The following is a 23,981-nucleotide window of genomic DNA, read 5'->3' as shown; positions in this document are numbered from 1 at the left end:
GTTGCCTTACCCGGCCTGCAGAACAGGGTAGGCCCGCTAAGCATAGCGCCAGCGGGCACGAAGGGTTACAGCGTATGTTCGGTTCGGGCGATGATATCGTCCTGGGTATCCGGCGACAGGGCGGTGAAGAACGCCGAGTATCCGGCGACGCGGACCACTAAATCGCGGTACTGGTCAGGGTGTTTCTTCGCCTCCAGCAGCGTGTCGCGGGACACGATGTTGTACTGGATATGCCAGCCTTTGTGCACCTCGAAGAAGGTGCGCAGCAGCACCATCAGCTTCTGCTTGTCGGACTCATTCTCCAGGGTGGACGGATTCAGCTTCTGGTTAAGCAGCACGCCGCCGAGGATCGCGCCGGTGGGGAGTTTGCCCACCGAACTGATGACCGCTGTCGGCCCCAGATGGTCGGTACCGGAGGCCGGGCTGGCCCCTTCCGCCAGCGGGGTGTGCGCTTTACGGCCATCCGGTGTCGCCATCGTCTGGGCGCCGAACGGAACGTTGGCGGAGATAGACGACGTGCCAGCGTAATAGTTGCCGCCGATTGGGCCGCGGCCATAGCGCGGGTTGTGATACTGCTTCAGCTCGTCGATATAGGTCTGGTAGGCCCGCGCCAGCAACTCGTCGACGCTGTCATCATCGTTACCGTACTTCGGCGCGCCGTTGATCAACCGCTGGCGCAGTTGCTCGTGGGTCAGACCGTCGAAATCTTCCGCCAGCGCCTTCGCCAGTTCCTGCTGGCCGATGGCGCCCTGATCGAAGACCAGTTTTTTCACCGCCGCCAGGCTGTTGCCGAGGTTGGCGATACCCACCTGCAGGCCGGAAACCCAGTCATATTTCGCGCCGCCTTGCTTGATGCTTTTCGCCCGTTCGATACAGTCATCCACCAGCGCCGAACAGAGAATATCGTGGACGTTTTCCTCCAGCATGGTATCGACCACGTACTCAATCTCAATGGATTTACGGGTGTAGTAGCGGATCTGGTTATCCCAGTCTGCCAGCACCTGGTCGAAATTAGCGAAGTTGCCTTTCGACAGGGCATGCTCCTGGGGTAGGAATACCTGACCGCTGGTGGCATCGCGGCCACCTTCCAGCGTCGCCAGCATCACCCGCGCGAAGTTGATAAAGCTCATGCCGGTGCAGCGGTAGCCCCATTTGCCGCCAACCGCGGTTTCGATGCAGCCGATGGCGGCGTAATCGTAGGCGTCCTGCGGCTCGATGCCGAGTTTGATAAATTCCGGGATGACGATTTCGTCGTTATTAAACGCCGGCATGCCGAAGCCGCAGCGGATCACCTGGACGCAGGCGTCGAGGAAGTCGTTGCTCATCCCGGCATGGTAACGCACGCTGAGGTTCGGCTGGGTAGAGCGCAGACGACCACAGGATTCCAGGATGGCATACGACAGCGGGTTGACGGCGTCCTGCGGCTGGCCGTCGACCAGGTTCTGGCCGCCAATGGTGACGTTCTGGTACAGCGGGCTGCCGGCAGAGGCCTTGGAGTGCGAGCCGGAGCGAATTTTGTTGACCTCCAGCAGCTTCAGCCAGCAGCTGTGCAGCAGCTCAATGGCCTGTTCGCGATCCAGCGACTGCTGCAGTTCAACGTCGCGACGGTAGTACGGATAGAGGTACTGGTCCATACGGCCAAAGGAGACCGAGTGGCCATTGGATTCAATCTGCAGGATAAGCTGAATGAAGTAGCACAACTGCAGCGCCTGCCAGAAGGTTTTCGGCGGCTCATGGGCGATGATGTCGCAGTTTTCGGCTATCGTCAGCAGTTCGTGGCGGCGTGATTCACGGGATTCTGCTGTCGCCATCTCGCGCGCCAGCGCGGCGAAGCGTTTGCTGTGGTCGCTGACCGCTTCCAGAACGATATCAATCGCTTTCAGGAACTGCTCGCCGTGCAGGTCTTCCAGTACCGTCAGGTTAATGCGCGACCGGCGTTCAGCAACCTTGGCGCGCATGCCGTCGAGGCCTTTCTCCAGCAGTAACGGGAAGTTGACCGCCAGGTGGGCGTCACCGGAAGTCATGTTGCCTTCCGCCTTGATAATACCGGTGGCGAGGAGCGCCTTCTGCTCATCGGTAAACATACCGTAGCAGCGGTCCTGTACGGTCTGCCCGCGCCACCATGGGCACACTTCATGCAGCACGCGTTTGTTCTCTTCGCTGACCGAGAAGCCGGCGCCGGGGCGGTCGGCAAGATCGTCGATCTCTTTCTCAATCCAGCTGACGGTGTATTCCGGGAAAATCGGCGCAGCGCGCACTTCGCTGGCCTGGTTGCCGACGATCAGTTCGTCGTGCTTGATCCAGATGGTGCGCTCGGCAAGGTGATGCGCCAGCGCCAGGGCGCGACGCACCGGGATTGGCTTATCAAGATGCTGCTGATACATCTCGGTGTAGTGGCGGGCGCGTTCGGTACAGACCGGCGGTTTGACAATATGCACCAGTGCCATTTTATGGGCCTGGATGCGGGCGCTGAGGGTATTGAGTTTGAGAGTCGTCATAAGGTTATCCTCGTAAGATCGCCGTTAGCCCCTTGCTCCGCGCATAATCCTGCGCGAAGGCGAGCAGCTCAGGAGCATCCAGCGGTTTGTCCGGTGCGGTGTAGGGCTGACTGAGTAACTGGTATTTGTTCATTCCCAGCGTGTGGTACGGCAGGAAATGGATCTCGCTGACCTGCAGGCGGTCGGCGGCAAAATCGGTGATCGCGGCAATGTCGGCTTCACTGGCGTTGAATCCCTGGATCAGCGGCACGCGAATAATCATTTTTTTCCCTGCCTGCGCCAGTCGCTGCAGGTTATCCAGCACCCGGCGGGCGCTGCCGTCGGTCCACTGCTGGAAAACGGCCTCGTCGACGTGTTTCAGGTCGGCGAGAAACAGGTCGACAAAGGGTAAAGCCGGTTCAATGTATTTCCACGGCACGTGCAGGCAGGTTTCCACGGCGGTGTGAATACCTGCCTGATGGCTGGCTTCGAAAAGCGCCTGCGCCAGCGTCGGGTTCATAAAGGGTTCGCCGCCGGAAAGGGTGATGCCGCCGCCGCTGCGATCGTAGAACGGTTTATCACGCAGCACCGTCGCCATGATCGCTTCGACGTTTTTCTCCTCGCCGCAGACCGTTAGCGCGGTGGTGGGGCAGCAGTCACGCAGCGCAGTAATATGCTTGTCGTTAACGTTTTGCCGATCAATGATCAAACCATCGAGGGTACGGGTGATAACCTCCGGCGCCGCCTGCTGGCACAGATCGCAGCCGGCCAGGCACAGCCGCGAGTCATACAGCAGATCTTCGCTGCGGGCGCGGCTTTCCGGGTTCTGGCACCAGCGGCAGCCCAGCGAGCAGCCTTTCAGGAAGACGACGGTACGGATCCCTGGGCCGTCATGGGTGGAGTAGCGCTGGATGTTGAAGATCATGGCTTATCCTCTTGTTTGCGTATGAATATAAAAACACTTTCGAATGAAAGTTATATTGACGCAAATCAACAAGCGGGATGGGGCTAAGCTCCTGGGGATAAAAAAACGAGAGAGGTCACAAAACCACCGACGACCCTCGTCGCCGGTGTGGGGGTTAGTGCGAGCCGCATACCTCGCACTGCGGATGACGCATCAGCTTCATTTCACGAAACTGGCAGGTCATGGCGTCGTACATCACGATTTTTCCGCTGGCAGGGGTGCCGTAGCCGGTCAGCAGTTTAATGGCCTCCATCGCCTGCAGCGAACCGATGGTGCCCACCAGCGGGGCCATTACCCCGGCTTCGACGCAGGTGAGGGCATTTTCGCCGAACAGACGGCTCAGGCAGCGGTAGCAGGGTTCGCCATCCTGATACGTGAAGACGCTGATTTGCCCCTCCATGCGGATCGCCGCCCCGGAGACCAGCGGGGTGGTGTGCTGGAAACAGCCGGCGTTGAGCTGGTTACGAATGGCGACGTTGTCGGTGCAGTCCAGCACCAGATCGTGATCGGCAATCTGCCCCGCCAGCGCGGTCTCATCCAGCAAGGCATTGAGCGGGACCAGCCGGACGTGCGGGTTAATGCGCGCCAGCGCCTCGCGGGCAGAATCCACCTTCGGTTGGCCGATGGTCGCGTCGCTGTGCAGCGTCTGGCGCTGGAGGTTGGACAGCGAGACGGTGTCGAAATCGAGCAGGGTGAGCTGACCCACGCCGGCCGCCGCCAGATATTGAGCGGCGGCGCAGCCGAGCCCGCCGAGGCCGACCACCAGTACGCGAGCGGCTTTTAGCCGCTCCTGACCGTCGAAATCAAAACCGCGCAAGATGATCTGCCGGTTATAGCGCAGCATCTCCTCGTCGCTCAGCTCAACGGCCATTACAGCCCCCCAAACAGATGATTAAAGGGCTCGACTTCGACCCATTCGCCCGCTTCGACGTGGCCGCGTTCGCGCTCCAGTACGATAAAGCAGTTACCGAGGCTGAATGAGCTGAAAATGTGCGAGCCCTGATGGCCGGTGGTGGTCACCACCAGCTCGCCGTCGGGGTTGCGCTGCAGAATACCGCGCTGGAAGTCGAGACGGCCCGGCGACTTCTTCAGTCGCGTGGCGGCGCGTACCCGCAGGCGGGTTGCCTGAAGCGGGCCGTGCTTGCCCGAGAGTTTCGCCAGCAGCGGCTGCACCAACTGACAGAAGGTGACGGTGGCGGAAACCGGGTTACCCGGCAGGCCGCAGAACCAGCTGCTACTGAGTTTGCCGAAGGCGAAGGGTTTCCCCGGCTTGATCGCCAGTTTCCAGAAGCCGATCTCCCCCAGCTCTTCAAGAATGGTTTTGGTGTAGTCGGCTTCGCCCACCGAGACGCCACCGGAGCTGATGACCACGTCGGCCTGCTGGTCGGCGGCGATAAACGCGTCACGCAGCTTCGCCGGGTCGTCAGGAATAATGCCGAGGTTAATGACCTCGTAGCCCAGCTGCTGCAGCATCAGGTGCACCGCCAGGCGGTTGGTATCGTAAATCTGGCCGTCGCCGAGCTGTTGACCCGGCAGCTGCAGCTCATCGCCGGTTGAGAAGACCGCGACGCGGACCTTGCGCACCACCTCGACCTCGGCAATGCCCAGCGAGGCCAGCATCGGCAGCTCGGCCACCGTCAGGGGCGTCCCCGCCGGGAAGACCACCGCGCCGTGGGCGATATCTTCTCCGCGACGGCGAATGTGCTGCCCGGCTTTCACCGGCGCGGTAAAGTGCACGCCGGCGTCGGTCTGTTCGGTCTCTTCCTGCATGACCACCGCGTCGCAGCCCGCAGGCACCGGCGCGCCGGTCATGATGCGAATACAGGTGCCGGTGGGCCAGGCGTCGTTGAAAGGCTGGCCGGCAAAGGCCTTACCGGCGACCGGCAGCGCCGCGCCGTCGCGAAGGTCGTTCAGCCGGACGGCATAGCCATCCATCGCGGCGTTATCAAAGCCGGGCACATCCAGCGGGGAGACGATGTCATGGGCGGTCACACGCGAGAAGGCCTGCAACAGCGGTACAGTTTCCGTCGCGTTCAGCGGCGTAATACGATCGAGCATCTGGGCGAGGGCTGTGTCGAGCGGCATCAGTCCGGCGGTAAAATCCATGGGTCACTCCTGCGGGCAAAACAGCGAAAACGCCTATTATGGCAGAAAAGCGGCGCGGGCTGTATGCCACCTGGGTACGAGGCTTTACATCGCCCGCCGCTCTTTCTATATTCAAAAATTGTATAAGACATTCAGCAATATAATGATATCAATACCCTTATTCCTGACGTGACCGGCGCCGCGCCGCGCTACGACGGGGCAGGGGCGATCCACTTCATCGTTAAGGACTGGCGAAATGGGCAAGGCGGTTATAGCAATTCACGGCGGCGCAGGGGCGATTTCTCGCGCGCAGATGACGCCGGAGCGGGAGCGAGAGTATGTGGCGGCGCTGTCGACTATCGTCGAAAGCGGGCAGAAGATGTTGGCTGCGGGCGCCAGTGCGCTGGATACCGTGACCGAGGCCGTTCGGCTGCTGGAAGAGTGCCCGCTGTTTAATGCCGGGATGGGCGCGGTATTTACCCACGATCAAACCCACGAGCTGGACGCCTGCGTAATGGATGGCTACAGCCTGCAGGCGGGCGCGGTGGCCGGGGTCAAACATTTGCGTAATCCGGTGCTGGCGGCGCGTCTGGTACTGGAGGAGAGTCCGCACGTGCTGCTGATTGGCGAGGGCGCGGAAAATTTCGCCTTCTCCCGGGGGATGGAACGCGTGGAAAACGATCTCTTCTCCACGCCCGAGCGCCTGCTGCAGCTGCAGGAGGCGAAAGCGGGCGGGGAGATTATCCTCGACCACCACGCCGCCCCGCTCGATGAACGCCAGAAAATGGGCACCGTCGGCGCGGTGGCGCTCGACCTGGCTGGCAATCTGGCGGCGGCAACCTCCACCGGCGGCATGACCAACAAACTGCCCGGACGCGTCGGCGACAGCCCGCTGCCGGGCGCGGGATGCTATGCCAACAATGCCAGCGTGGCGGTCTCCTGCACCGGCACCGGCGAAGTTTTTATGCGCACCCTGGCGGCCTACGATATCGCCGCCCTGATGGAGTATGGTCAGTTGAGTCTCTACACCGCCTGCGAGCGGGTGGTGATGGAGAAACTGCCGGCTCTCGGCGGTAGCGGCGGGCTGATTGCCGTCGATCGCGAAGGTAACGTCGTTTTACCGTTTAACAGTGAAGGCATGTACCGCGCCTGGTGCTATGCCGGCGATACGCCGACCATTGGCATTTATCGCGAATAGAAGAAGGGAGAGGGAGAGTGTCGCAAACTCACGAAACCGATACCTGCGAAGTGCTGGTAGTGCGCAACCTGAACGTGGCCTTTCGCCAACAGGATGCGCCAGAGGTGCAGGCCGTGCGTCAGCTATCCTTCAGCCTGCGTCGCGGCGAGACGCTGGCGATAGTGGGTGAGTCCGGTTCGGGAAAATCGGTGACCGCGCTGGCGCTGATGCGTTTGCTTGACGCCGCCAGCAGCGAAGTGAGCAGCGAGGGGCTGTGGCTGCGGCGGCGTAACCGGCAGGTGATCGCGCTCAATGAGCAAACGGACGCCGAGATGCGCCGGGTGCGCGGCGCGGATCTGGCCATGATTTTTCAGGAGCCGATGACCTCGCTGAATCCGGTTTTTACCATCGGCGAACAAATCGCCGAATCCCTGCGCCTGCACCAGGGGCTGGGGCGCGAAGAGGCGCTGCGCGCGGCGAAAAAGATGCTCGACCAGGTGCGTATTCCCCAGGCGGAAGAGATGCTCTCACGCTATCCGCACCAGCTCTCCGGCGGCATGCGCCAGCGGGTGATGATCGCCATGGCGCTCTCCTGTCGGCCGGCGGTGTTGATAGCCGATGAGCCGACCACAGCGCTGGATGTCACCATCCAGGCGCAAATTTTGCAACTCATTGCCGTCCTGCAAAAGGAGATGGCGATGGGGGTGATCTTTATTACCCACGATATGGGCGTCGTGGCCGATATCGCCGATCGGGTGCTGGTGATGTATCGCGGTGAGGCGGTAGAGACTGGCAGCGTTGAGGAGATCTTTCGTTCGCCGCAGCACCCTTATACTCAGTCGCTGCTGGCGGCGGTTCCGCGGCTGGGGGAGATGCGGGGTCAGGATCTGCCGCGCCGTTTTTCGCTTCCCGGTCAGCCGCAGGCGGAGACCGAAACGCCAGACACGGTGGCGACGGGGGAGCCTATCCTGCAGGTGCGCGACCTGGTGGCCCGTTTTCCGGTGCGCGGCGGGCTGCTCAATCGCGTGACGCGCGAAGTGCATGCGGTGGAGAAGGTCAGTTTTGATCTCTGGCCGGGAGAGACCCTGTCGCTGGTGGGAGAGTCCGGCTGCGGCAAGTCGACCACCGGCCGGGCGCTGCTGAGACTGGTCGAAACCCAGGGTGGCACCATTACCTTCGACGGCCAACGGATTGATACGCTCTCCGGCAGCAAGCTGCAATCCCTGCGCCGTAATATTCAGTTTATTTTTCAGGATCCTTACGCTTCGCTTGACCCGCGTCAGACGGTCGGTGACTCGATCATGGAGCCGCTGCGGGTGCATGGCCTGCTGCATGGTGAAGCCGCGCGTGAGCGGGTTTCCTGGCTGCTGAAGCGCGTGGGGCTTCAGCCGGAGCATGCCTGGCGTTACCCCCATGCCTTTTCCGGCGGCCAGCGGCAGCGGATCTGCATTGCCCGCGCGCTGGCGCTGAATCCGAAGGTGGTGATAGCCGATGAGTCGGTGTCGGCCCTGGATGTCTCCATTCGGGCGCAGATTATCAATCTGATGCTCGACCTGCAGCGCGAGATGGGTATCGCGTTTCTGTTTATTTCCCATGATATGGCGGTGGTGGAGCGCATCAGCCACCGCGTGGCGGTGATGTATCGCGGTCGCATTGTCGAAATAGGCCCGCGCCGTGCGGTGTTTGAAAACCCGCAGCACCCCTATACCCGTAAGCTAATGGCCGCCGTACCGGTGGCCGACCCGGCCTACCGTCATCCGCAGCGAGTCCTGCTGTCTGATGACGTCCCGGGCAATATCTATAAGCGGGGCGAGGAGATGGCCAGCGTGCCATTGCAGCAGGTTGGGCCGGACCACTTTGTCGCCCGCGAATCCGCCGATGTGCTGGGCAGAGCATAACAACACATAACGCACCTTTTCAGGAGAATACGATGACACAACCTGTTTCACGCAAATGGTGGCTGGCGCTGAGTATCGCGGCGGCCCTGGCGAGCGCCCCTGCCTTTGCCGCCAAAGATGTGGTCGTGGCGGTCGGGTCTAACTTTACGACGCTCGATCCCTATGATGCCAACGATACCCTGTCGCAGGCGGTGGCGAAGTCCTTTTATCAAGGCCTGTTCGGCCTTGATAAAGAGATGAAGCTACAAAATGTTCTTGCCGAGAGCTATACCGTGTCACCGGACGGCCTGGTGTACACCATCAAGCTGCACAGCGGGGTGAAATTCCAGGATGGCACCGACTTTAACGCCGAGGCGGTCAAGGCTAACCTCGACCGCGCGAGTAACCCGGATAACCATCTCAAGCGCTATAACCTGTATAAAAATATCGCCAGCACCGAGGCGGTCGATCCGACCACGGTCAAAATTACCCTGAAGCAGCCCTTCTCGGCATTTATTAACATTCTCGCCCATCCGGCGACGGCGATGATTTCGCCGGCGGCGCTGAAAAAATATGGCAAGGATATTGGCTTCCATCCGGTGGGTACCGGGCCGTATAAGCTCGACACCTGGAACCAGACAGATTTCGTGAAGGTCAGCAAGTTCGATGGTTACTGGCAGCCAGGCCTGCCGAAGCTGGACTCCATCACCTGGCGTCCGGTGGTGGATAACAACACCCGGGCGGCGATGCTGCAGACCGGCGAAGCGCAGTTTGCTTTCCCGATCCCTTACGAACAGGCGCCGCTGCTGGCAAAAAACAGCAAACTGGAGCTGGTGGCCAGCCCGTCGATCATGCAGCGCTACATCAGCATGAACGTGACGCAGAAGCCGTTCGATAATCCGAAGGTGCGTGAAGCCATCAACTATGCGATTAACCGTCAGGCGCTGGTCAAGGTGGCGTTTGCCGGATACGCCACCCCGGCGACCGGGGTGGTGCCGCCGTCGATTGCCTACGCCCAGACTTACACCGCCTGGCCCTACGATCCGGCGAAAGCTCGCCAGTTGCTGAAAGAGGCTGGCTACCCTAACGGTTTCAGCACCACGCTATGGTCATCACATAATCACAGCACCGCGCAGAAAGTACTGCAGTTCACCCAGCAGCAGCTGGCGCAGGTGGGGATTAAGGCGCAGGTGACGGCGATGGACGCTGGTCAGCGGGCGGCGGAAGTGGAAGGTAAAGGGCAGAAAGAGAGCGGGGTACGGATGTTCTATACCGGCTGGTCCGCCTCCACCGGTGAAGCCGACTGGGCGTTGTCGCCGCTGTTCGCCTCGCAAAACTGGCCGCCGACGCTGTTTAATACCGCGTTTTACAGCAACCCGCAGGTGGATAACGCGCTGAGCGAGGCGCTGAAAACCACCGACCCGCAAGAGAAAACCAAACTCTATAAAGAGGCGCAGGATATTATCTGGAAAGAGTCGCCGTGGGTACCGCTGGTGGTCGAGAAACTGGTCTCCGCCCACAGCAAGAACCTCACCGGTTTCTATATCCAGCCGGATACTGGCTTTAGTTTTGAACAGGCAGATTTAACACCGTGAAGGATGGGATGATGCTCTCCGGCGCCAGCGCGCGGGGGGCGGTTTTTCCGCGGGGCGGGTTGCGGAGGTATGATGCTCAACTATGTGATTAAGCGCCTGCTGGGGCTGATCCCCACCCTGCTTATCGTCGCAGTACTGGTGTTTCTGTTCGTCCATATGCTGCCCGGTGACCCGGCGCGGCTGATTGCCGGACCGGAGGCCGATGCCCAGGTGGTGGCGATGGTGCGCCAGCAGCTGGGGCTTGACCAGCCGCTGCATGTCCAGTTCTGGCACTACATCACCAACGTGCTGCGCGGCGATTTTGGCATTTCCATGGCCTCGCGGCGTCCCGTTTCCAGTGAAATAGCCAGCCGCTTTATGCCCACGCTGTGGCTGACGCTGACCAGCATGAGCTGGGCGGTACTGTTCGGGATGGCGGCGGGGATCGCGGCCGCGGTGTGGCGCAATCGCTGGCCCGACCGTCTGGGAATGGCGCTGGCGGTGAGCGGCATTTCGTTTCCGGCTTTTGCTCTCGGCATGCTGCTGATGCAGGTGTTTTCGGTTGAGCTGGGCTGGCTGCCGACGGTGGGGGCCGACAGCTGGCGGCACTATATTTTGCCGTCGTTGACCCTTGGCGCGGCGGTAGCGGCGGTCATGGCGCGCTTTACCCGCGCGTCGTTCGTTGATGTGTTGCATGAAGACTATATGCGTACCGCGCGGGCGAAAGGGGTGAGCGAAACGTGGGTGGTGCTCAAGCATGGCCTGCGCAATGCGATGATCCCGGTGGTGACCATGATGGGGCTACAGTTCGGCTTTCTGCTCGGTGGGTCGATCGTCGTGGAAAAGGTGTTTAACTGGCCGGGACTTGGGCGCCTGTTGGTCGATTCGGTAGAAATGCGCGATTACCCGGTAATTCAGGCGGAAGTCCTGCTCTTTTCGCTGGAGTTTATTCTTATCAATTTAGTGGTGGATGTGCTGTACGCGGCCATTAACCCGGCTATCAGGTATAAGTAAGGTGCGATTGCTCAACTGGAGAAGGCAGGCGGCGCTGAACGCCATGCCGGGTATCAGACCCGGCGAGATCCATACCCCATGGCATGAGTTCTGGCGGCGCTTTCGTCGCCAGCCGGTGGCGATGGGCGCTGGTATTTTCGTGCTGTTGCTGATTGCGGTAGCCATCGTTGCGCCATGGATAGCGCCGTACGATGCGGAAAATTATTTCGATTATGACCGGCTTAACGAGGGGCCCTCGCTGGTGCACTGGTTCGGTGTCGACTCGCTGGGGCGCGATATTTTCAGCCGGGTGCTGGTCGGGGCGCAGATCTCGCTGGCTGCCGGGGTACTGGCGGTGCTGATTGGCGCGGCTATCGGCACGGTGCTTGGGCTGCTGGCCGGCTACTATGAGGGCTGGTGGGACCGGCTCATTATGCGACTTTGCGACGTGCTGTTCGCCTTTCCGGGGATCCTGCTGGCGATCGCGGTGGTCGCTGTCATGGGCAGCGGGATGGCCAACGTGATCATCGCCGTGGCGATCTTCTCGATCCCGGCGTTTGCTCGTCTGGTGCGCGGCAATACGCTGGTGTTAAAGCAGCAGACCTTTATTGAATCGGCGCGCAGCATCGGCGCCAGCGACGCCACCATTCTGTTCAACCACATCCTGCCGGGGACGGTGTCATCGATCGTGGTTTACTTCACGATGCGTATTGGGGTGTCGATTATTTCGGCGGCCAGTCTGTCGTTTCTCGGCCTCGGCGCGCAGCCGCCCACCCCGGAGTGGGGCGCGATGCTCAACGAGGCGCGGGCGGATATGGTGATGTCCCCGCACGTAGCGCTGTTTCCGGCGGTGGCGATTTTCGTGACCGTGCTGGCGTTTAATCTGCTGGGCGATGGCCTGCGCGATGCGCTGGATCCGAAGTTAAAGGGGTAGGGTGAGGGAAAGCACCGCCGTGCGGTGCTGCGGCTTCAGCGCACATTGCGCTCCCGGTTAATCTTCTGCGTTATGCCTGGCATGGCGCAGGGAGCGCACAGGGGGCGGCCAGTCGCCGCCGCCCCCTGTACCCCCGGGCTCCGGCCAGCAACATCGCCACTGCGTGGTGCCTTCGACTTATCCCTGCAGGCTTCGGGTCGGGCCGAGGCAGCGTCCCTGCAAAACACGGCCCTCAGCCCGCATCCATGCGGGCTGCCCCGGCCTTCCGGGAACGTCTCAGCGATGTTGAGGCCGCCAGCACCGGCAGTTTCAGCAAGACTGGTGAATAAATTAGCGACAGGTCGCACGAACTGTAGGCCGGGTAAGGCGTTAGCCGCCACCCGGCAATATAAAGGCTTGATGACTGATAAATTACCCGGCGGCGCTGCGCTTGCGCGGACCTGGGGGGTGAGCCTACGGGAGGACCCCGTAGGCTGGGGAATGCGATAAGCCGCTATCCGGGAAGCTGGACTAGACCCGGGTACCCCACAGGTCGTATTCGTCGGCATGCTCGACTTTCACCCGCACCACGTCGCCCGGCTTAACGCGGGTTTCGCCGTTCAGGTAGACCGCGCCGTCGATTTCCGGGGCGTCGGCCATGCTGCGGCCAATGGCGCCTTCTTCGTCAACTTCATCCACCAGCACCAGGATTTCGCGGCCCACTTTCTCCTGCAGACGCTCGGCAGAGATCTGCTGCTGCAGCTGCATAAAGCGGTTCCAGCGCTCCTCTTTCACCTCTTCCGGCACCTGATCCGCCAGTTCGTTGGCGGTGGCGCCTTCAACCGGGCTGTACTTGAAGCAGCCGACGCGGTCGAGACGCGCCTCTTTCAGGAAGTCGAGCAGCATCTGGAAATCTTCTTCCGTTTCGCCCGGGAAGCCCACGATAAAGGTAGAGCGCAGGGTCAGATCCGGGCAAATTTCACGCCACTGCTTAATGCGCGCCAGCTGGCGGTCTGCAGAGCCAGGACGCTTCATCAGCTTCAGAATACGCGGGCTGGCGTGCTGCAGCGGAATATCGAGGTACGGCAGAATTTTGCCTTCCGCCATCAGCGGGATCACATCGTCGACGTGCGGATACGGGTAAACATAATGCAGGCGCACCCAGATGCCGAGCTTCGCCAGCTCTTCGCACAGGCTGACCATGCTGGTCTTCACCGGCATGCCGTTGTGGAAACCGGTACGGTGCTTGACATCGACGCCGTAGGCGGAGGTGTCCTGAGAAATCACCAGCAGCTCTTTCACGCCGGCGTCAGCGAGGCGTTTGGCTTCCGCCAGCACTTCGCCAATCGGACGGCTCACCAGATCGCCACGCATGGACGGGATGATGCAGAAGGTGCAGCGATGGTTGCAGCCTTCAGAAATTTTTAAGTAGGCGTAGTGACGCGGCGTCAGCTTAACGCCCTGTTCCGGCACCAGGCTGAGGAACGGGTTGTGCTTCGGCTTCGGCGAGTAGTGGTGGACGTGCTCCAGCACCTGCTCATAGCTGTGCGGGCCGGTGATCTCCAGCACCTTCGGGTGAACTTCGCGGATCTGATCCTCTTTCGCGCCGAGGCAGCCGGTGACGATCACCTTGCCGTTCTCTTTTAACGCTTCGCCGATCGCTTCCAGCGATTCCTGCACAGCGCTATCGATAAAGCCGCAGGTGTTAACGATGACCATATCGGCGTTGTCGTAGGTGGGGACGACGTCATAACCTTCGGTGCGCAGTTCGGTCAGGATACGCTCTGAGTCCACGAGATTTTTCGGGCAGCCCAGGGAGACGAAGCCGATTTTCGGCTGGTGCGTGACATTGCTCATAGCTTAAAAAGTGTTCAATTATTGGAATGGTCAGGGCAGGAATTCTACAGATCTTTGCGAAAAAGAGTATAGCTCCGTCGCGGTTAATGGTGAAAAAGCGCTCGGGTGAGGAGCGCGTGGGCTTCAGCACCGGGTCAAAACCGCCATTCCTGATAAAAACGCCCGTCATTTACGTTGTAATCTACAAAATGATAACAATTTCTTTACTAAATACCTCGATGACCGCGAGGAGAAGAGGCAAGGAAATGACACCAACAGGCTCCCCGGTGGCGATAGCCACCCTGCCATTCAGTAATCTGGAGATCCCCCCGCAACCGCCGCAGATCCAACACTCCCTTGAGCAGGGAAATGTGCTCTATCTGCCGCAGCTGGCGTTTTCATTAACCGCCACGGAGCAGGCATTGCTGACCCCTGAGCTGGTCGCGCCGCGGCGCAAGAATATCAGCTATCAACCCGACACCCGCATACTCAGAGGCGTGGCGGATAAGCAGAAAACGGCTGCCATCGCCCGGCTGATGGCGCGTTACCACCAGATGACGCTGCAGCTGATCGACGCGTTATTGCCAGGCTATGGCGAGTCGCTGCACCATCCGCAAACCAGTCTGCGTCTGCATCCCATTACCGCCTGGCGTGAAACGACCTCCTGGCGCAAAGACGATTCGCGCTTGCATGTGGACGCATTCCCGTCGCGCCCGGTCAAGGGTGATCGTATTCTGCGCATCTTTTGCAATATTCATCCCCGCGGCGAACCGCGAACCTGGCGGACAGGGGAGCATTTCGATACCCTCGCGGCACGCTTTCTGCCGCGGCTGAAACCCTGGTCGCCGTCAGGCGCCTGGCTGCTGGCAGCGCTGGGGATCACCAAAAGTCGGCGTAGCCATTACGATCATCTGATGCTGGCCCTGCACGATGCGATGAAAAGCACCCCTGAGTACCAGCGACAGGGGGTGCAGCAGGAGATCGACTTTGCCGCCGGCAGTACCTGGATCTGCTTTTCCGATCAGACCCCGCACGCCGCGATGCGCGGCCAGTATCTGCTTGAGCAGACCTTTCTGTTGCCGGTGAAAGCGATGAGTCACCCGCAGCTCTCGCCGCTGCGGGTGCTGGAAACGCTCCTGCAAAAGCCGTTAGTCGCGCGCAACGTGTAGCGCCCGGCGTGGCTACCGGGCAGAGGATTATTGCGCCGGCGTAACGGCCCCGGAAGGCCTGGCGCTGGGCTTTTTCGGCTCGCGCTTATCCTTCAGGGTGAAAATGGAGATCAGCGTAAAGAGCCCGGCGATACCGCCGAGGATCAGATAGGTATCGGCGAAGCCAATGGTATCGTACAGATAGCCTGCCAGCGGAGAGTAGATGGCGGTGGCGATCGAGGCGACAAACAGCACCAGCAAATAGACCGTCGAAGAGAGCTTGTGGTCGAAGTTGGCAGCGATGAATTTAAAGACCGATACCAGAATTAACGGTTTCTCCAGGGCATGCATCATTTTCACCGCGCCAATCCACACCGGACCGAGGGGCACGGCTGACCCGACAATACGTACCGACATGATCAACCCGGCGATGATCAGCGCCCATTTGGCGCCGGTCCGGTTAACAAACCACGGCATCAGGCATAAGAACAGCGTTTCGCCGCACACCTGAATGGAGGCGAGGATCCCATACCAGCGGTTGCCTTCCTCCGGCGTCGGGAACTGCAGCGAGAAATACTGGGCAAACTGCTGATCGTAGGTGTCATAAATTTGCGTGACGAACAGGGTAAAGAGCAGCAGCATCCAGAACTGACCATTCTTCGCCAGCTCGAGGGCATGGGAGACCTTCAGCGATTCGCTTCGCGCCACATCAGCGTCGGTTAATTCAATTTTGGTCAGCATAAAGCAGATGGCGGCGATGACGATGGCGAGGCTGGCGAGCCAGAAAGCCAGATTAGGATTGCTGTCGATATATTTACCCACAATCCAGGCCGCCGCTGCCCAGCCTAACGAGCCCCACATCCGCACCCGACCGTATTCGAACTGGTAGCGACGGGAAATCTTATCGATGTAAGAGTCGATCACCCCGCAGCCGGAGTTAAAGATGATCCCCAGATAGATCCCCCCCAGCAGCGCGCCGAACCAGAAATTGTGCACCAGCAGCGGCGCGTAAACATAGATAAAGAAGGGGCCCACCGGCAGGAGCAGGGCGACCAGCAGCCAGATAAGCCGTTTTTTCAGGCCGAACTTGTCGGAGATAAAGCCGAAGAAAGGTTGCATCAGCAGGGCGATAAAAGCGTTGACCGAGTACAGCAGGCCAGTCTTCGTGGCGCTGATGCCAAGATGCTGGGTGGTCCAGATGACGAAGAAAGCCATGGTCGACGACCAGGCGAACAGGTAGAGGAAATCGAAAAGACTCAACAGGAGGTAGTTTCTTTTACCGGGCGTCATGTTTCAGTTCCTTGCAAACGGGCAGAGAGATTATCAGCGATCCGCGGGCCGCGTTCGCTGTTTTTATGAAATGTTATACGTATTACATTAATGATTTGTTATGGCATTCTGGCTGGCGATCGCGCAATAGCATTTGTGGTGTAGTGTGATCTTATCAGCACTATTTCCGCCTTTTAATGGTAATAATCGCGAGTTGATTTCTTTTTGAAATTAATTGTGATCGAATACCATTATCTTTGGTATATATCCTACAAAGCGGTAAGGTTGTCACATTGTAAAGGGTGTTACAGGCTTGGGAATAATTGACCTGGCGCATCATTTTGCACAAAAAATAACCGTATCATGAGAAGGGTAAAGGACGACAGAGGAGGAACTGTGATGACCGTTGACAGACAATATCGCCACCTTTTGCAGAAGCTCATCAATGCCAATATCGATATTGATGCCTATCTGCAGTTGCGAAAGGCTAAAGGCTACATGTCAGTCAGCGAAAATGACCATCTGCGTGATAACTTGTTTGAGCTTTGCCGTGAAATGCGTGCGCAGGCCCCGCGCCTGCAGAATGTCGTTTCACCGGAGGAGAAGGAGGCCCTTCGCCTGGCGGGCGAGTCCCTCGCCGCCGCTGCAGTATGCCTGATGAGCGGGCATCATGATTGTCCGCTGTACATCGCTGTTAACGTAGAGAAGCTAGAACGCTGTCTGACAGGATTGACTTCAAATATTCATAAATTGAATAAATTGTCGCCAATCACTCATGCCTGATCGGCTGAAACTCAGGGGAAGTGGACGCTTCCCCTGTTAAAGGTTATGTAAAAATCCCCGCGCAAATTTCCCCGCTGGCTACCCTTTAGCGCAGAGCTGACTAAAGGAGAATGCCATGCGTCCAATCCCGCTGCTGTTGATATTGAGCGCCTTAGCGCTGCCAGCCCTGAGCCAGGCCGCGGTGCGGGTGGAGGTATTGCAAAACCGGCTGGCCCATCCGTGGGGTCTGGCGTTTCTCCCCGACGATCAGGGCATGTTGATTACCCTGCGCGGCGGCGAGCTCAAGCGCTGGCAGCCAGGTAAAGGCCTGTCGGCGCCGATATCCGGCGTGCCGCAGGTGTGGGCCAACGGCCAGGGCGGCTTACTGGATGTAGCGCTGGCGCCGGATTTTGCGCAGTCGCGACGGGTATGGCTGAGCTATGCGGAAAGCGACGCCAGCGGCAAAGCGGGCACCGCGGTAGGCTACGGGCGGTTAAGTGAGGATGCCACGCAGCTGTCGAACTTTACCGTGGTGTTTCGCCAGCAGCCGAAGCTCTCCGTGGGCAATCATTTCGGTGGCCGGCTGGTGTTCGACGGCAAAGGGTATCTGTTTATCGGTCTGGGAGAGAACAATCAGCGTGCCACCGCCCAGGAGCTCAGCAAGCTGCAGGGGAAAGTGGTCCGCCTGACGGAGAGCGGGGACGTTCCACCGGATAATCCCTTTGTCGGCCGGGCTGACGCCAGGCCAGAGATCTGGGCCTACGGTATTCGCAATCCGCAGGGCATGGCGATGAACCCATGGAGCGACGCGCTGTGGCTCAATGAGCACGGCCCGCGCGGCGGGGATGAAATTAACATCCCGCAGGCGGGGAAAAACTACGGCTGGCCGCTGGCGACGCATGGCATTAACTACAGCGGCCTGCCGATCCCGGAGGCCAAGGGCAAGACGGCCCCGGGTACCGAGCCTCCCCTGTATGTCTGGCCGGTCTCCCCAGGGGTGAGCGGGATGGCCTTTTACGCGGCGCAGACTTTTCCCCAGTGGCAGCATAAGCTGTTTATCGGCGCGCTGAAGGAGACGTCGCTTATCGTCTTATCGGTGGACGGTAATCAGGTCCGCGAGGAGGGGAGGTTACTGGAGGCGCGCGGGAAGCGTATCCGCGACGTCCGCGTGGGACCCGACGGCTATCTGTACGTATTAACCGACGAGTCTAACGGCGAACTGTTGCGCTTGAGTCCGGAGGGTTAACCTCAGGTGACCGGGATCTTCACGACCGCGTGCCAGGCGGGGCGCTGGCTAATCTGCTGATACCAGCGCTGCAGATGGGGTCGCGGTTGCCAGGTATCGAGGATCGTCAGCAGATTGTAGACGAAGGGGGCAACGGCAATATCGCCAAGGCCGAAGTGCTTGCCAGAGAGCCATGGCGTTTTCGCCAGTTCGTCATCAAGCATGGCAAACAGCGATTCACAGGCGCCGATCCCCGCGGCGATGACCGCCGGATCGCGCTGCTCCGGCGGCGTCCTGACCAGGCCCATTAACACCGGGCGATGGGCGGGAGAGAGCGTGCCGTTGGACCAGTCCATCCACTTTTCCCCTTGCGCGCGCTGCGCCGGTGCGGCCAGCCACAGGCGATCGACGCCGTACTGGGCGGCAAGGTAGCGAATAATGGTATTTGATTCCCACAACACCACCCCGGTAGCATCGTCTTTTAACAGCGGCACCAGCCCGTTCGGGTTCATCGCCAGATATTCCGGGTCATGATTGAGACCAAACTCCAGCCCGGCGAGGATCTGCTCATAAGGAAGATCCAACTCCTCCAGCACCCAGCGTACTTTCTTCACGTTGGTCGAGTTATTACGTCCCCACAGTGTAATCATTTTCGCTCCTGAGTTTGTTTCACTGCCGTTGCAGCGCGATCGGCGATCATGTTGGGATAAAGTTAATATTCCGGCAAGCATTTTTATTTTGCTGAAATCAAACGTTTTTTATACCCACTACCTTGCGCTTGGGGCATCCTTGGGACACAACGTCAGAAAAACTGCTATTCAGCATTTCCACCTGGTTGCGGTCCATCTCTCCGATCCACTTCGAGTAAATCTCATAAACCATCTTCGCGTTCTCGTGACCCATCTGTCCGGCGATAAACGACGGGTTAGCACCGGCAGTTAATAACCAGCACGCAAAAGTGTGGCGCGACTGGTAAGGGCGCCTGTTCCTGATACCTGCCTTCTTTAATCCAGCCTCCCAACTATACCCCAGAGACTGAGATCCGTAATACTTCGTTTCCCCGCGCCAGTTTTTGGGCGGGATAAACACGAACCGCAGTTTTTGTTGTTCAGTTAAACCATGTTCGCGGTGATGGAAGGTGATTTCGGTTTTGCTTAATGCGCCAGTTAGCTTGAATTGCTCCCTTAAAGCGTTCAGCGCAGGCTCAAGCAGGGTTACAGTTCTGATCCCCGCTTCGGTTTTGGGTGGCACAAACAGCCCCTCATTAGTCTGATTACGCCTGACGTGAAGCTCACCCTTATCAAGGTCCACATCTTCCCAGGCTAAAGCTGTAAGCTCTCCATGCCGAAGGCCGGTAAAGATAGCTGTAGTCCAGAGTAAAACATAACGAGGAGATAGCGCTTTTATAAAACCTTCGAACTCACTCTGGAGAAGCGGATCCGGGTCTCTCCTGGAGCGTTTGAGCATCTTTATACCTTCGTGCGGGGTATGCTCGATAAAACCGCTCAGGTTAGCCAGTTTGAGCAACGCAGTCAGGTTGTTCATCAGGCCGTTGACCGTGGATACTGCACGACCTTTTCTTTTTAACCAGGGCGCATGATCGCAAAAGGTGTTTCCCGTTAACAGCGCGTTTCTGTAATTCAACAGATCGGTATGCTGAATATCTGCAATATGCGTATTACTTCCGACGATAGCGCTAAGTGTTGCTATTCGTGATTCTGCGCCTCTGTATGATGCAGCTGAAACCTCAAGCTTTTTGGCATCAAGGTAAACTTTGCATAATTCACCAAAGGTTTTAACTTTTTGTGTCGTGGTAAATTTTTTAATCGCTTTTGATTCAGGAAAGTGCTCTGCATAGTCAAACTTCCCCTGCTGAATCTCACTTACTATTAAAGTACGGAGGTTACCAGCCTTTCGTATATTACTATTAGATACAGTCCAGCCCCGCAAAACTTCGCGGCACCGTATGCCGCGATATAGAAAGCTAATTCTTATTCCCTTCCCATGCAGCTCTACGCCAGCTGGCATATTCATTATGTTTCCCCGACAAGCCTATTAATCCTGGTGTAGTTGTAGAGAAGTGTTACCCTTCCTTCTGAAGCTTCGGGGTCAGGTGAGTGCTTCTTATAATGAACCCCCTCAATCCATCTCCCCTCCCGGTAAGATTTAATTTGCCGGGGAGTCATATACATCTTCGCTACAATTCCCTTTTCCATCACCCATTCATCTTCTTGAGTAATATCGGCCATAAATAACCTCATGGCCGGGAAACTATAATCAGTTCCCCGGTTTAATGTTGATTATTGGAAATCATCTCAGTGCGTGCGGTCGTATTCTGCAATTACTTCCATAGCTTCATCAGCTGTATACATGGAGGCAGGGGGGGTTATTCCCCTGATAAAGTCGTCTCGATCCCGTTGCCGGTGTCTTAGCTCAAGGTCGGCGATGCGCGCCTGCAACTCCTCGCAGTGGTCCGTTATCCCACGGCATTGAGTTTTCCAGTAGGCTTCCATCCCCTGTGCCTTCTCCAGCACCTCTACCAGCGCGAGGATGTTGGCAGGGTTAACCAGGGCAATGAACTCTGCATTCGCTTTTGCCCTGCGCTGACCATCAAAACCAGTCCACTTAACGATATTTCCGCAGCGGGTATCATCCGGCGTATGTACTGAAAAAGTCACGGACGCTGTATCAGTAAACGCTACCCATTGGCCCGGCGTCGCTTTCTTTGCTGCCGTGCGCATACGCTGCACCAGTCTGGTGATATTACTCATCGTGCAGCCTCCGCGCGAAGTGCGCTGTATGCGCGTAGTACGTGAGGTGTTTTGCCGGAAATAACCGTTTTTAAAATATAGAATCCGCTACGCTTAGCGCGAACGGAAGGAGCAAGAAATAGTGCTGTATCAACGGCGCGGTTATGAAGGCGGAATTCAAACACCGTGCTGGTAATCGTGGCTATGGCATTGAATCCATCATCATAGAATTCTATTTTCATGATTGTGATTTCCTGTCTTTGAGTTGATTGTATTTTTCATGGCTCATAACTTCCCAGCATGTTCCGTTATTGCGGGATAATAAACGCCATTTTCTGCCAATCTTTAAACTTAAATTCCCGCATTTGATTCGGCATGGTTTTAAATCTCCCTTGCTGTACAAGCTCAGAACATGCGATGCCTTTTCATTTACATGCGATGGAATACGGTTGGATATGATTATCATCCGTCACCTACCAGCGCTTGTGGGCCAGGTGTCCAGGGCGTGACGGCAAGTTCTTACGAAACGAGGAAGCAGCAGCGGAGAGGGCTATTTTCTGCTTTTCTTTCTCATTGCATACCGGGCAGAAATAAAAGTCTCTCCGATAAGCACCTCTGCCAGAGGGGCGGTATTGCAACTCATCGCGAGCAAAAGAACCGCCGCAACCATGACAGTGCAACTTTAATTCTTCCATTTACATATCTCCGGTTGAATTTAATGTGTGTTCATACCTGCCAGTTAAGGCATTAAATAAAAGATGATGGTATTAGTAAGATACTTTGGTATTTATTTTATAACGTACATTGCCAGAGTTTGCGTTAACAGAAACCAAATCGCCATACATGTCATAATTCAAAATGACATCATTGAAATTCAGGGTTGAGAGAGATTCTTCGCGACCGCAAAACATAAAATCTTCTGCGTGCTTTGCTTTCTCAAAAATATCTTTCATAGACGAAAAAGCTTCGGCCCACATTTCACCATTGCCAATAAATTGCGCAATAGCCAGCTTGCTTTGTGCTGCTTTAAAAGCCGGGTTACCATGCAGTGAATTAGCCATTGAGCACCCCTTTGATATACATAATTTCGAGAGCCAGCCCAACCCACAAAAGCACACTAATAGCTAGCACGATAACCAGTGAACGAATGCCGTTTCTGCTCATAGCGCACCCCAGCACTGAACGCTTACCGATGCGACCGCAAATAAAAACGGAACAACCTTCAACCAGAACCGGCGCCATGCTGGTTTGTCTTCGTCTCGAATCATCTCCTTACCCTCATGCGTATTGAGTACCTAACAGACCTTGGAATGCAGTGCCGGGTGCCTCCCGGTGATACCAGCCAGTTAACAACTGGTATCGGCAGCTTTCTTTCCACCCCACTTCGGGAAACAAGTGGTGCTGCTTTAACTGAACCGCGTGCGCATAGCCGCATTCACTGCATTGCAAGGTCTGTAGCTTTTAGCCTTCTGGCGGCCAACCGAACGTTTAACCTATCGCACCGTTGTGTTGATAAGTAGAAGAATACAACATAAAGTAGATTGGTCAATACCCAAAGTAGAGATTTGTGTCCACTTTAAGTTGCTTTTGTGAATGGCGGGCACAAAAAAACCCAGCCGGACTGGGTTTTGTTAGTTGTAGGTATTAGCTATTTTTTTTCAGGATCTGCGTACTCGCTATAAAATTCTAGGAGCTTCTTATAGCGGATCTCAAAAGCTAGAAGCATGTTGTTAGCTTCTGCATCGGGGAATTTTCTAAATACCCGGAGCAAGCGCTTTTCCTCATCACTTAGGTTGGCGAACTCTGATTCATCATGCTTATCGTAATGGGAAGCGGTGCCGGTTTCCGGAACAGTGTCGGATTCAATGCCTGCCTCAGTAGCTCCGTAGTCCAGCCACGCAGGAGGTACGTTTAACCATTCCGCAATTCTTATCAGTTTTTCATCGCGTGGCTTGGCCGTGCCGAGCGTATACCGCCTAGCCATTTCGTAAGTTACTTGCCCCGCCAGACTTAACTGCTTAACAGACAAGTTTTTTTTACTCATCTCTAAGTTAAGTCGATCTGCGAAGTCTTGGTGTTTATTCGTTTTTTCTACCATAGGTAGAAGATTACGGCAGAGCGTCTTTTTAGTCATTTCTATTTTAAGTAGTTGCAATTCTCTACTTTGTGTAGCATTCTCTACTTACCAACTAACAGGAGGTAAGAATGCCTACATCATACAAAAACATTACGGAAAAGGCCGTTAAAGCGATTGGTAACGTGTCCTGCGTCGCCCGTATGTTCAACTTCAAGTCGAGTCAGTCTGTAGCAAATTGGATTAACCGTAATTGTGTCCCCAGCGATCGTGTTATCCCGCTCTGCCGTATGGGGGGCTGGGTAGTCACGCCTCATGAACTTCGCCCAGATCTTCACCCCACTCCACTTAGTGGGCTTACAGAAGAAATTATCACCAAGCGTCGGAAGGAGTCTGATTGATGGAAATCAAACACGAGCATGTTGAAATGGTTCTGCTGGCCTGGGCTGCGGAAGTTGGTCAGGCGTTCGCGGCAAATGCTATCGCTGAGGAATATGTACGTATTGGCGGCACTCAGCTGCGCCTGGTGCCGGGGAAAACCTGGAGTAACCAGCAAAACATTTTCCACCGCTGGCTGAAAGGTGAGACCGAACTACAGCGAGAGAAAATCCGTTTGCTGCTCCCAGCAATCTTGCGCGTTCTCCCGCGTGAAATCCGTCATCGCTTAAGTATTTACGACACCATTGAACGCCGGGCATTGCTCGCAGCTCAGTACGCCATTGGAACGGCTATTGATGCGCACGATGACGCGATCGAGGCCGTATACAGCAAGGCGTATCAACCTGGCGCTGTTGAAGTACCGAAATACCACTGATTCCGGAGATGACTATGTGTAACCAGTCTGCTGCTGAATTGAT

General features: G+C 57.2%; 23 protein-coding genes. 10 read left to right on the top strand and 13 right to left on the bottom strand.

The window, feature by feature from the left end; translation table 11 throughout:
• Positions 1-65 precede the first annotated feature (65 nt).
• The 4 genes from FHW76_RS06145 to moeA form a co-directional block, all read right to left on the bottom strand.
• Positions 66-2,498 (bottom strand): formate C-acetyltransferase/glycerol dehydratase family glycyl radical enzyme, encoded by a 2,433-nt coding sequence (locus tag FHW76_RS06145; RefSeq protein ID WP_008805792.1) that lies wholly within the window; start codon positions 2,496-2,498, stop codon positions 66-68.
• Between the two features lie 4 nt (positions 2,499-2,502).
• Positions 2,503-3,402 carry a glycyl-radical enzyme activating protein gene (locus FHW76_RS06140; protein WP_008805793.1) on the bottom strand — a complete coding sequence of 300 codons (900 nt, stop codon included), beginning with the start codon at positions 3,400-3,402 and terminating at the stop codon, positions 2,503-2,505.
• 154 nt (positions 3,403-3,556) lie between these two features.
• Complete coding sequence (moeB, locus tag FHW76_RS06135) at positions 3,557-4,312, bottom strand: molybdopterin-synthase adenylyltransferase MoeB (RefSeq protein WP_012968648.1); 756 nt, start codon at positions 4,310-4,312, stop codon at positions 3,557-3,559.
• Positions 4,312-5,547: a molybdopterin molybdotransferase MoeA gene (gene moeA / locus FHW76_RS06130; protein WP_183476485.1), complete on the bottom strand. Its 1,236-nt coding sequence runs from the start codon at positions 5,545-5,547 to the stop codon at positions 4,312-4,314. Before moeA ends, moeB begins: the two co-directional genes overlap by 1 nt.
• A gap of 235 nt (positions 5,548-5,782) precedes the next feature.
• Here moeA and iaaA point away from each other — a divergent pair, with 235 nt between their 5' ends.
• The 5 genes from iaaA (at position 5,783) to gsiD (ending at position 12,081) form a co-directional block, all read left to right on the top strand.
• On the top strand, positions 5,783-6,724 hold the full coding sequence (gene iaaA, locus FHW76_RS06125; protein ID WP_008805796.1) for a beta-aspartyl-peptidase: 942 nt from the start codon (positions 5,783-5,785) through the stop codon (positions 6,722-6,724).
• Between the two features lie 17 nt (positions 6,725-6,741).
• Complete coding sequence (gene gsiA, locus FHW76_RS06120; protein ID WP_060876125.1) at positions 6,742-8,601, top strand: glutathione ABC transporter ATP-binding protein GsiA; 1,860 nt, start codon at positions 6,742-6,744, stop codon at positions 8,599-8,601.
• 32 nt (positions 8,602-8,633) lie between these two features.
• Positions 8,634-10,175, top strand: coding sequence for a glutathione ABC transporter substrate-binding protein GsiB (gsiB, locus tag FHW76_RS06115; RefSeq protein WP_004176731.1), 1,542 nt, complete (start codon positions 8,634-8,636; stop codon positions 10,173-10,175).
• A gap of 72 nt (positions 10,176-10,247) precedes the next feature.
• The gene (gene gsiC, locus FHW76_RS06110; protein ID WP_183476583.1) at positions 10,248-11,168 is read left to right on the top strand and encodes a glutathione ABC transporter permease GsiC; all 921 of its coding nucleotides are present in this window, start codon (positions 10,248-10,250) and stop codon (positions 11,166-11,168) included.
• Position 11,169: 1 nt separating this feature from the next.
• Positions 11,170-12,081: a glutathione ABC transporter permease GsiD gene (gene gsiD / locus FHW76_RS06105; protein WP_004147729.1), complete on the top strand. Its 912-nt coding sequence runs from the start codon at positions 11,170-11,172 to the stop codon at positions 12,079-12,081.
• A 510-nt stretch (positions 12,082-12,591) separates the two neighbouring features.
• Here gsiD and rimO read toward each other — a convergent pair.
• Positions 12,592-13,917: a 30S ribosomal protein S12 methylthiotransferase RimO gene (rimO, locus tag FHW76_RS06100; RefSeq protein ID WP_008805799.1), complete on the bottom strand. Its 1,326-nt coding sequence runs from the start codon at positions 13,915-13,917 to the stop codon at positions 12,592-12,594.
• Positions 13,918-14,162: 245 nt separating this feature from the next.
• Between rimO and FHW76_RS06095 the strand changes: the two genes are divergently transcribed.
• A complete protein-coding gene (locus FHW76_RS06095) occupies positions 14,163-15,065 on the top strand; it encodes a Kdo hydroxylase family protein (RefSeq protein ID WP_032729750.1) in 903 nt (300 codons plus the stop codon).
• Between the two features lie 27 nt (positions 15,066-15,092).
• Here FHW76_RS06095 and FHW76_RS06090 read toward each other — a convergent pair whose 3' ends face one another.
• Positions 15,093-16,334: an oligosaccharide MFS transporter gene (locus FHW76_RS06090; protein WP_012968644.1), complete on the bottom strand. Its 1,242-nt coding sequence runs from the start codon at positions 16,332-16,334 to the stop codon at positions 15,093-15,095.
• 378 nt (positions 16,335-16,712) lie between these two features.
• Here FHW76_RS06090 and bssR point away from each other — a divergent pair, with 378 nt between their 5' ends.
• Complete coding sequence (bssR, locus tag FHW76_RS06085) at positions 16,713-17,096, top strand: biofilm formation regulator BssR (RefSeq protein ID WP_012968643.1); 384 nt, start codon at positions 16,713-16,715, stop codon at positions 17,094-17,096.
• A gap of 115 nt (positions 17,097-17,211) precedes the next feature.
• Complete coding sequence (locus tag FHW76_RS06080) at positions 17,212-18,321, top strand: PQQ-dependent sugar dehydrogenase (RefSeq protein WP_012542355.1); 1,110 nt, start codon at positions 17,212-17,214, stop codon at positions 18,319-18,321.
• A 2-nt stretch (positions 18,322-18,323) separates the two neighbouring features.
• On the opposite strand, the gene FHW76_RS06075 is transcribed toward FHW76_RS06080, so the two are convergent.
• The 7 genes from FHW76_RS06075 to FHW76_RS06045 all read right to left on the bottom strand — a co-directional run bounded on the left by FHW76_RS06075 (position 18,324) and on the right by FHW76_RS06045 (position 23,184).
• Positions 18,324-18,950: a glutathione S-transferase family protein gene (locus tag FHW76_RS06075; protein WP_046622758.1), complete on the bottom strand. Its 627-nt coding sequence runs from the start codon at positions 18,948-18,950 to the stop codon at positions 18,324-18,326.
• 97 nt (positions 18,951-19,047) lie between these two features.
• Positions 19,048-20,334 carry a site-specific integrase gene (locus FHW76_RS06070; protein WP_165813227.1) on the bottom strand — a complete coding sequence of 429 codons (1,287 nt, stop codon included), beginning with the start codon at positions 20,332-20,334 and terminating at the stop codon, positions 19,048-19,050.
• On the bottom strand, positions 20,334-20,549 hold the full coding sequence (gene xisR, locus FHW76_RS06065; protein WP_023297262.1) for an excisionase family protein: 216 nt from the start codon (positions 20,547-20,549) through the stop codon (positions 20,334-20,336). Before xisR ends, FHW76_RS06070 begins: the two co-directional genes overlap by 1 nt.
• A 66-nt stretch (positions 20,550-20,615) precedes the next feature.
• The gene (locus tag FHW76_RS06060) at positions 20,616-21,071 is read right to left on the bottom strand and encodes an ead/Ea22-like family protein (RefSeq protein WP_183476483.1); all 456 of its coding nucleotides are present in this window, start codon (positions 21,069-21,071) and stop codon (positions 20,616-20,618) included.
• Entirely contained in the window at positions 21,068-21,292 is a 225-nt protein-coding gene (locus tag FHW76_RS06055) for a hypothetical protein (RefSeq protein ID WP_183476481.1), read from the bottom strand. Before FHW76_RS06055 ends, FHW76_RS06060 begins: the two co-directional genes overlap by 4 nt.
• 525 nt (positions 21,293-21,817) lie before the next feature.
• On the bottom strand, positions 21,818-22,111 hold the full coding sequence (locus tag FHW76_RS06050; protein WP_183476479.1) for a host cell division inhibitory peptide Kil: 294 nt from the start codon (positions 22,109-22,111) through the stop codon (positions 21,818-21,820).
• A gap of 587 nt (positions 22,112-22,698) precedes the next feature.
• Entirely contained in the window at positions 22,699-23,184 is a 486-nt protein-coding gene (locus FHW76_RS06045; protein WP_183476477.1) for a helix-turn-helix domain-containing protein, read from the bottom strand.
• Positions 23,185-23,255: 71 nt separating this feature from the next.
• On the opposite strand from FHW76_RS06045, the gene FHW76_RS06040 reads away from it, so the two are divergent.
• The gene (locus tag FHW76_RS06040; RefSeq protein ID WP_183476475.1) at positions 23,256-23,525 is read left to right on the top strand and encodes a YdaS family helix-turn-helix protein; all 270 of its coding nucleotides are present in this window, start codon (positions 23,256-23,258) and stop codon (positions 23,523-23,525) included.
• Positions 23,525-23,938 (top strand): toxin YdaT family protein, encoded by a 414-nt coding sequence (locus FHW76_RS06035; RefSeq protein ID WP_183476473.1) that lies wholly within the window; start codon positions 23,525-23,527, stop codon positions 23,936-23,938. Before FHW76_RS06040 ends, FHW76_RS06035 begins: the two co-directional genes overlap by 1 nt.
• Positions 23,939-23,981: the final 43 nt, after the last annotated feature.

Origin of the sequence: Klebsiella sp. RC2, assembly GCF_014192815.1 — a bacterium.
GTDB lineage: Bacteria > Pseudomonadota > Gammaproteobacteria > Enterobacterales > Enterobacteriaceae > Klebsiella > Klebsiella variicola.
The sequence above is the reverse complement of the archived record's forward strand: the minus strand, read 5'-3'. Positions and strand labels throughout refer to the sequence as shown.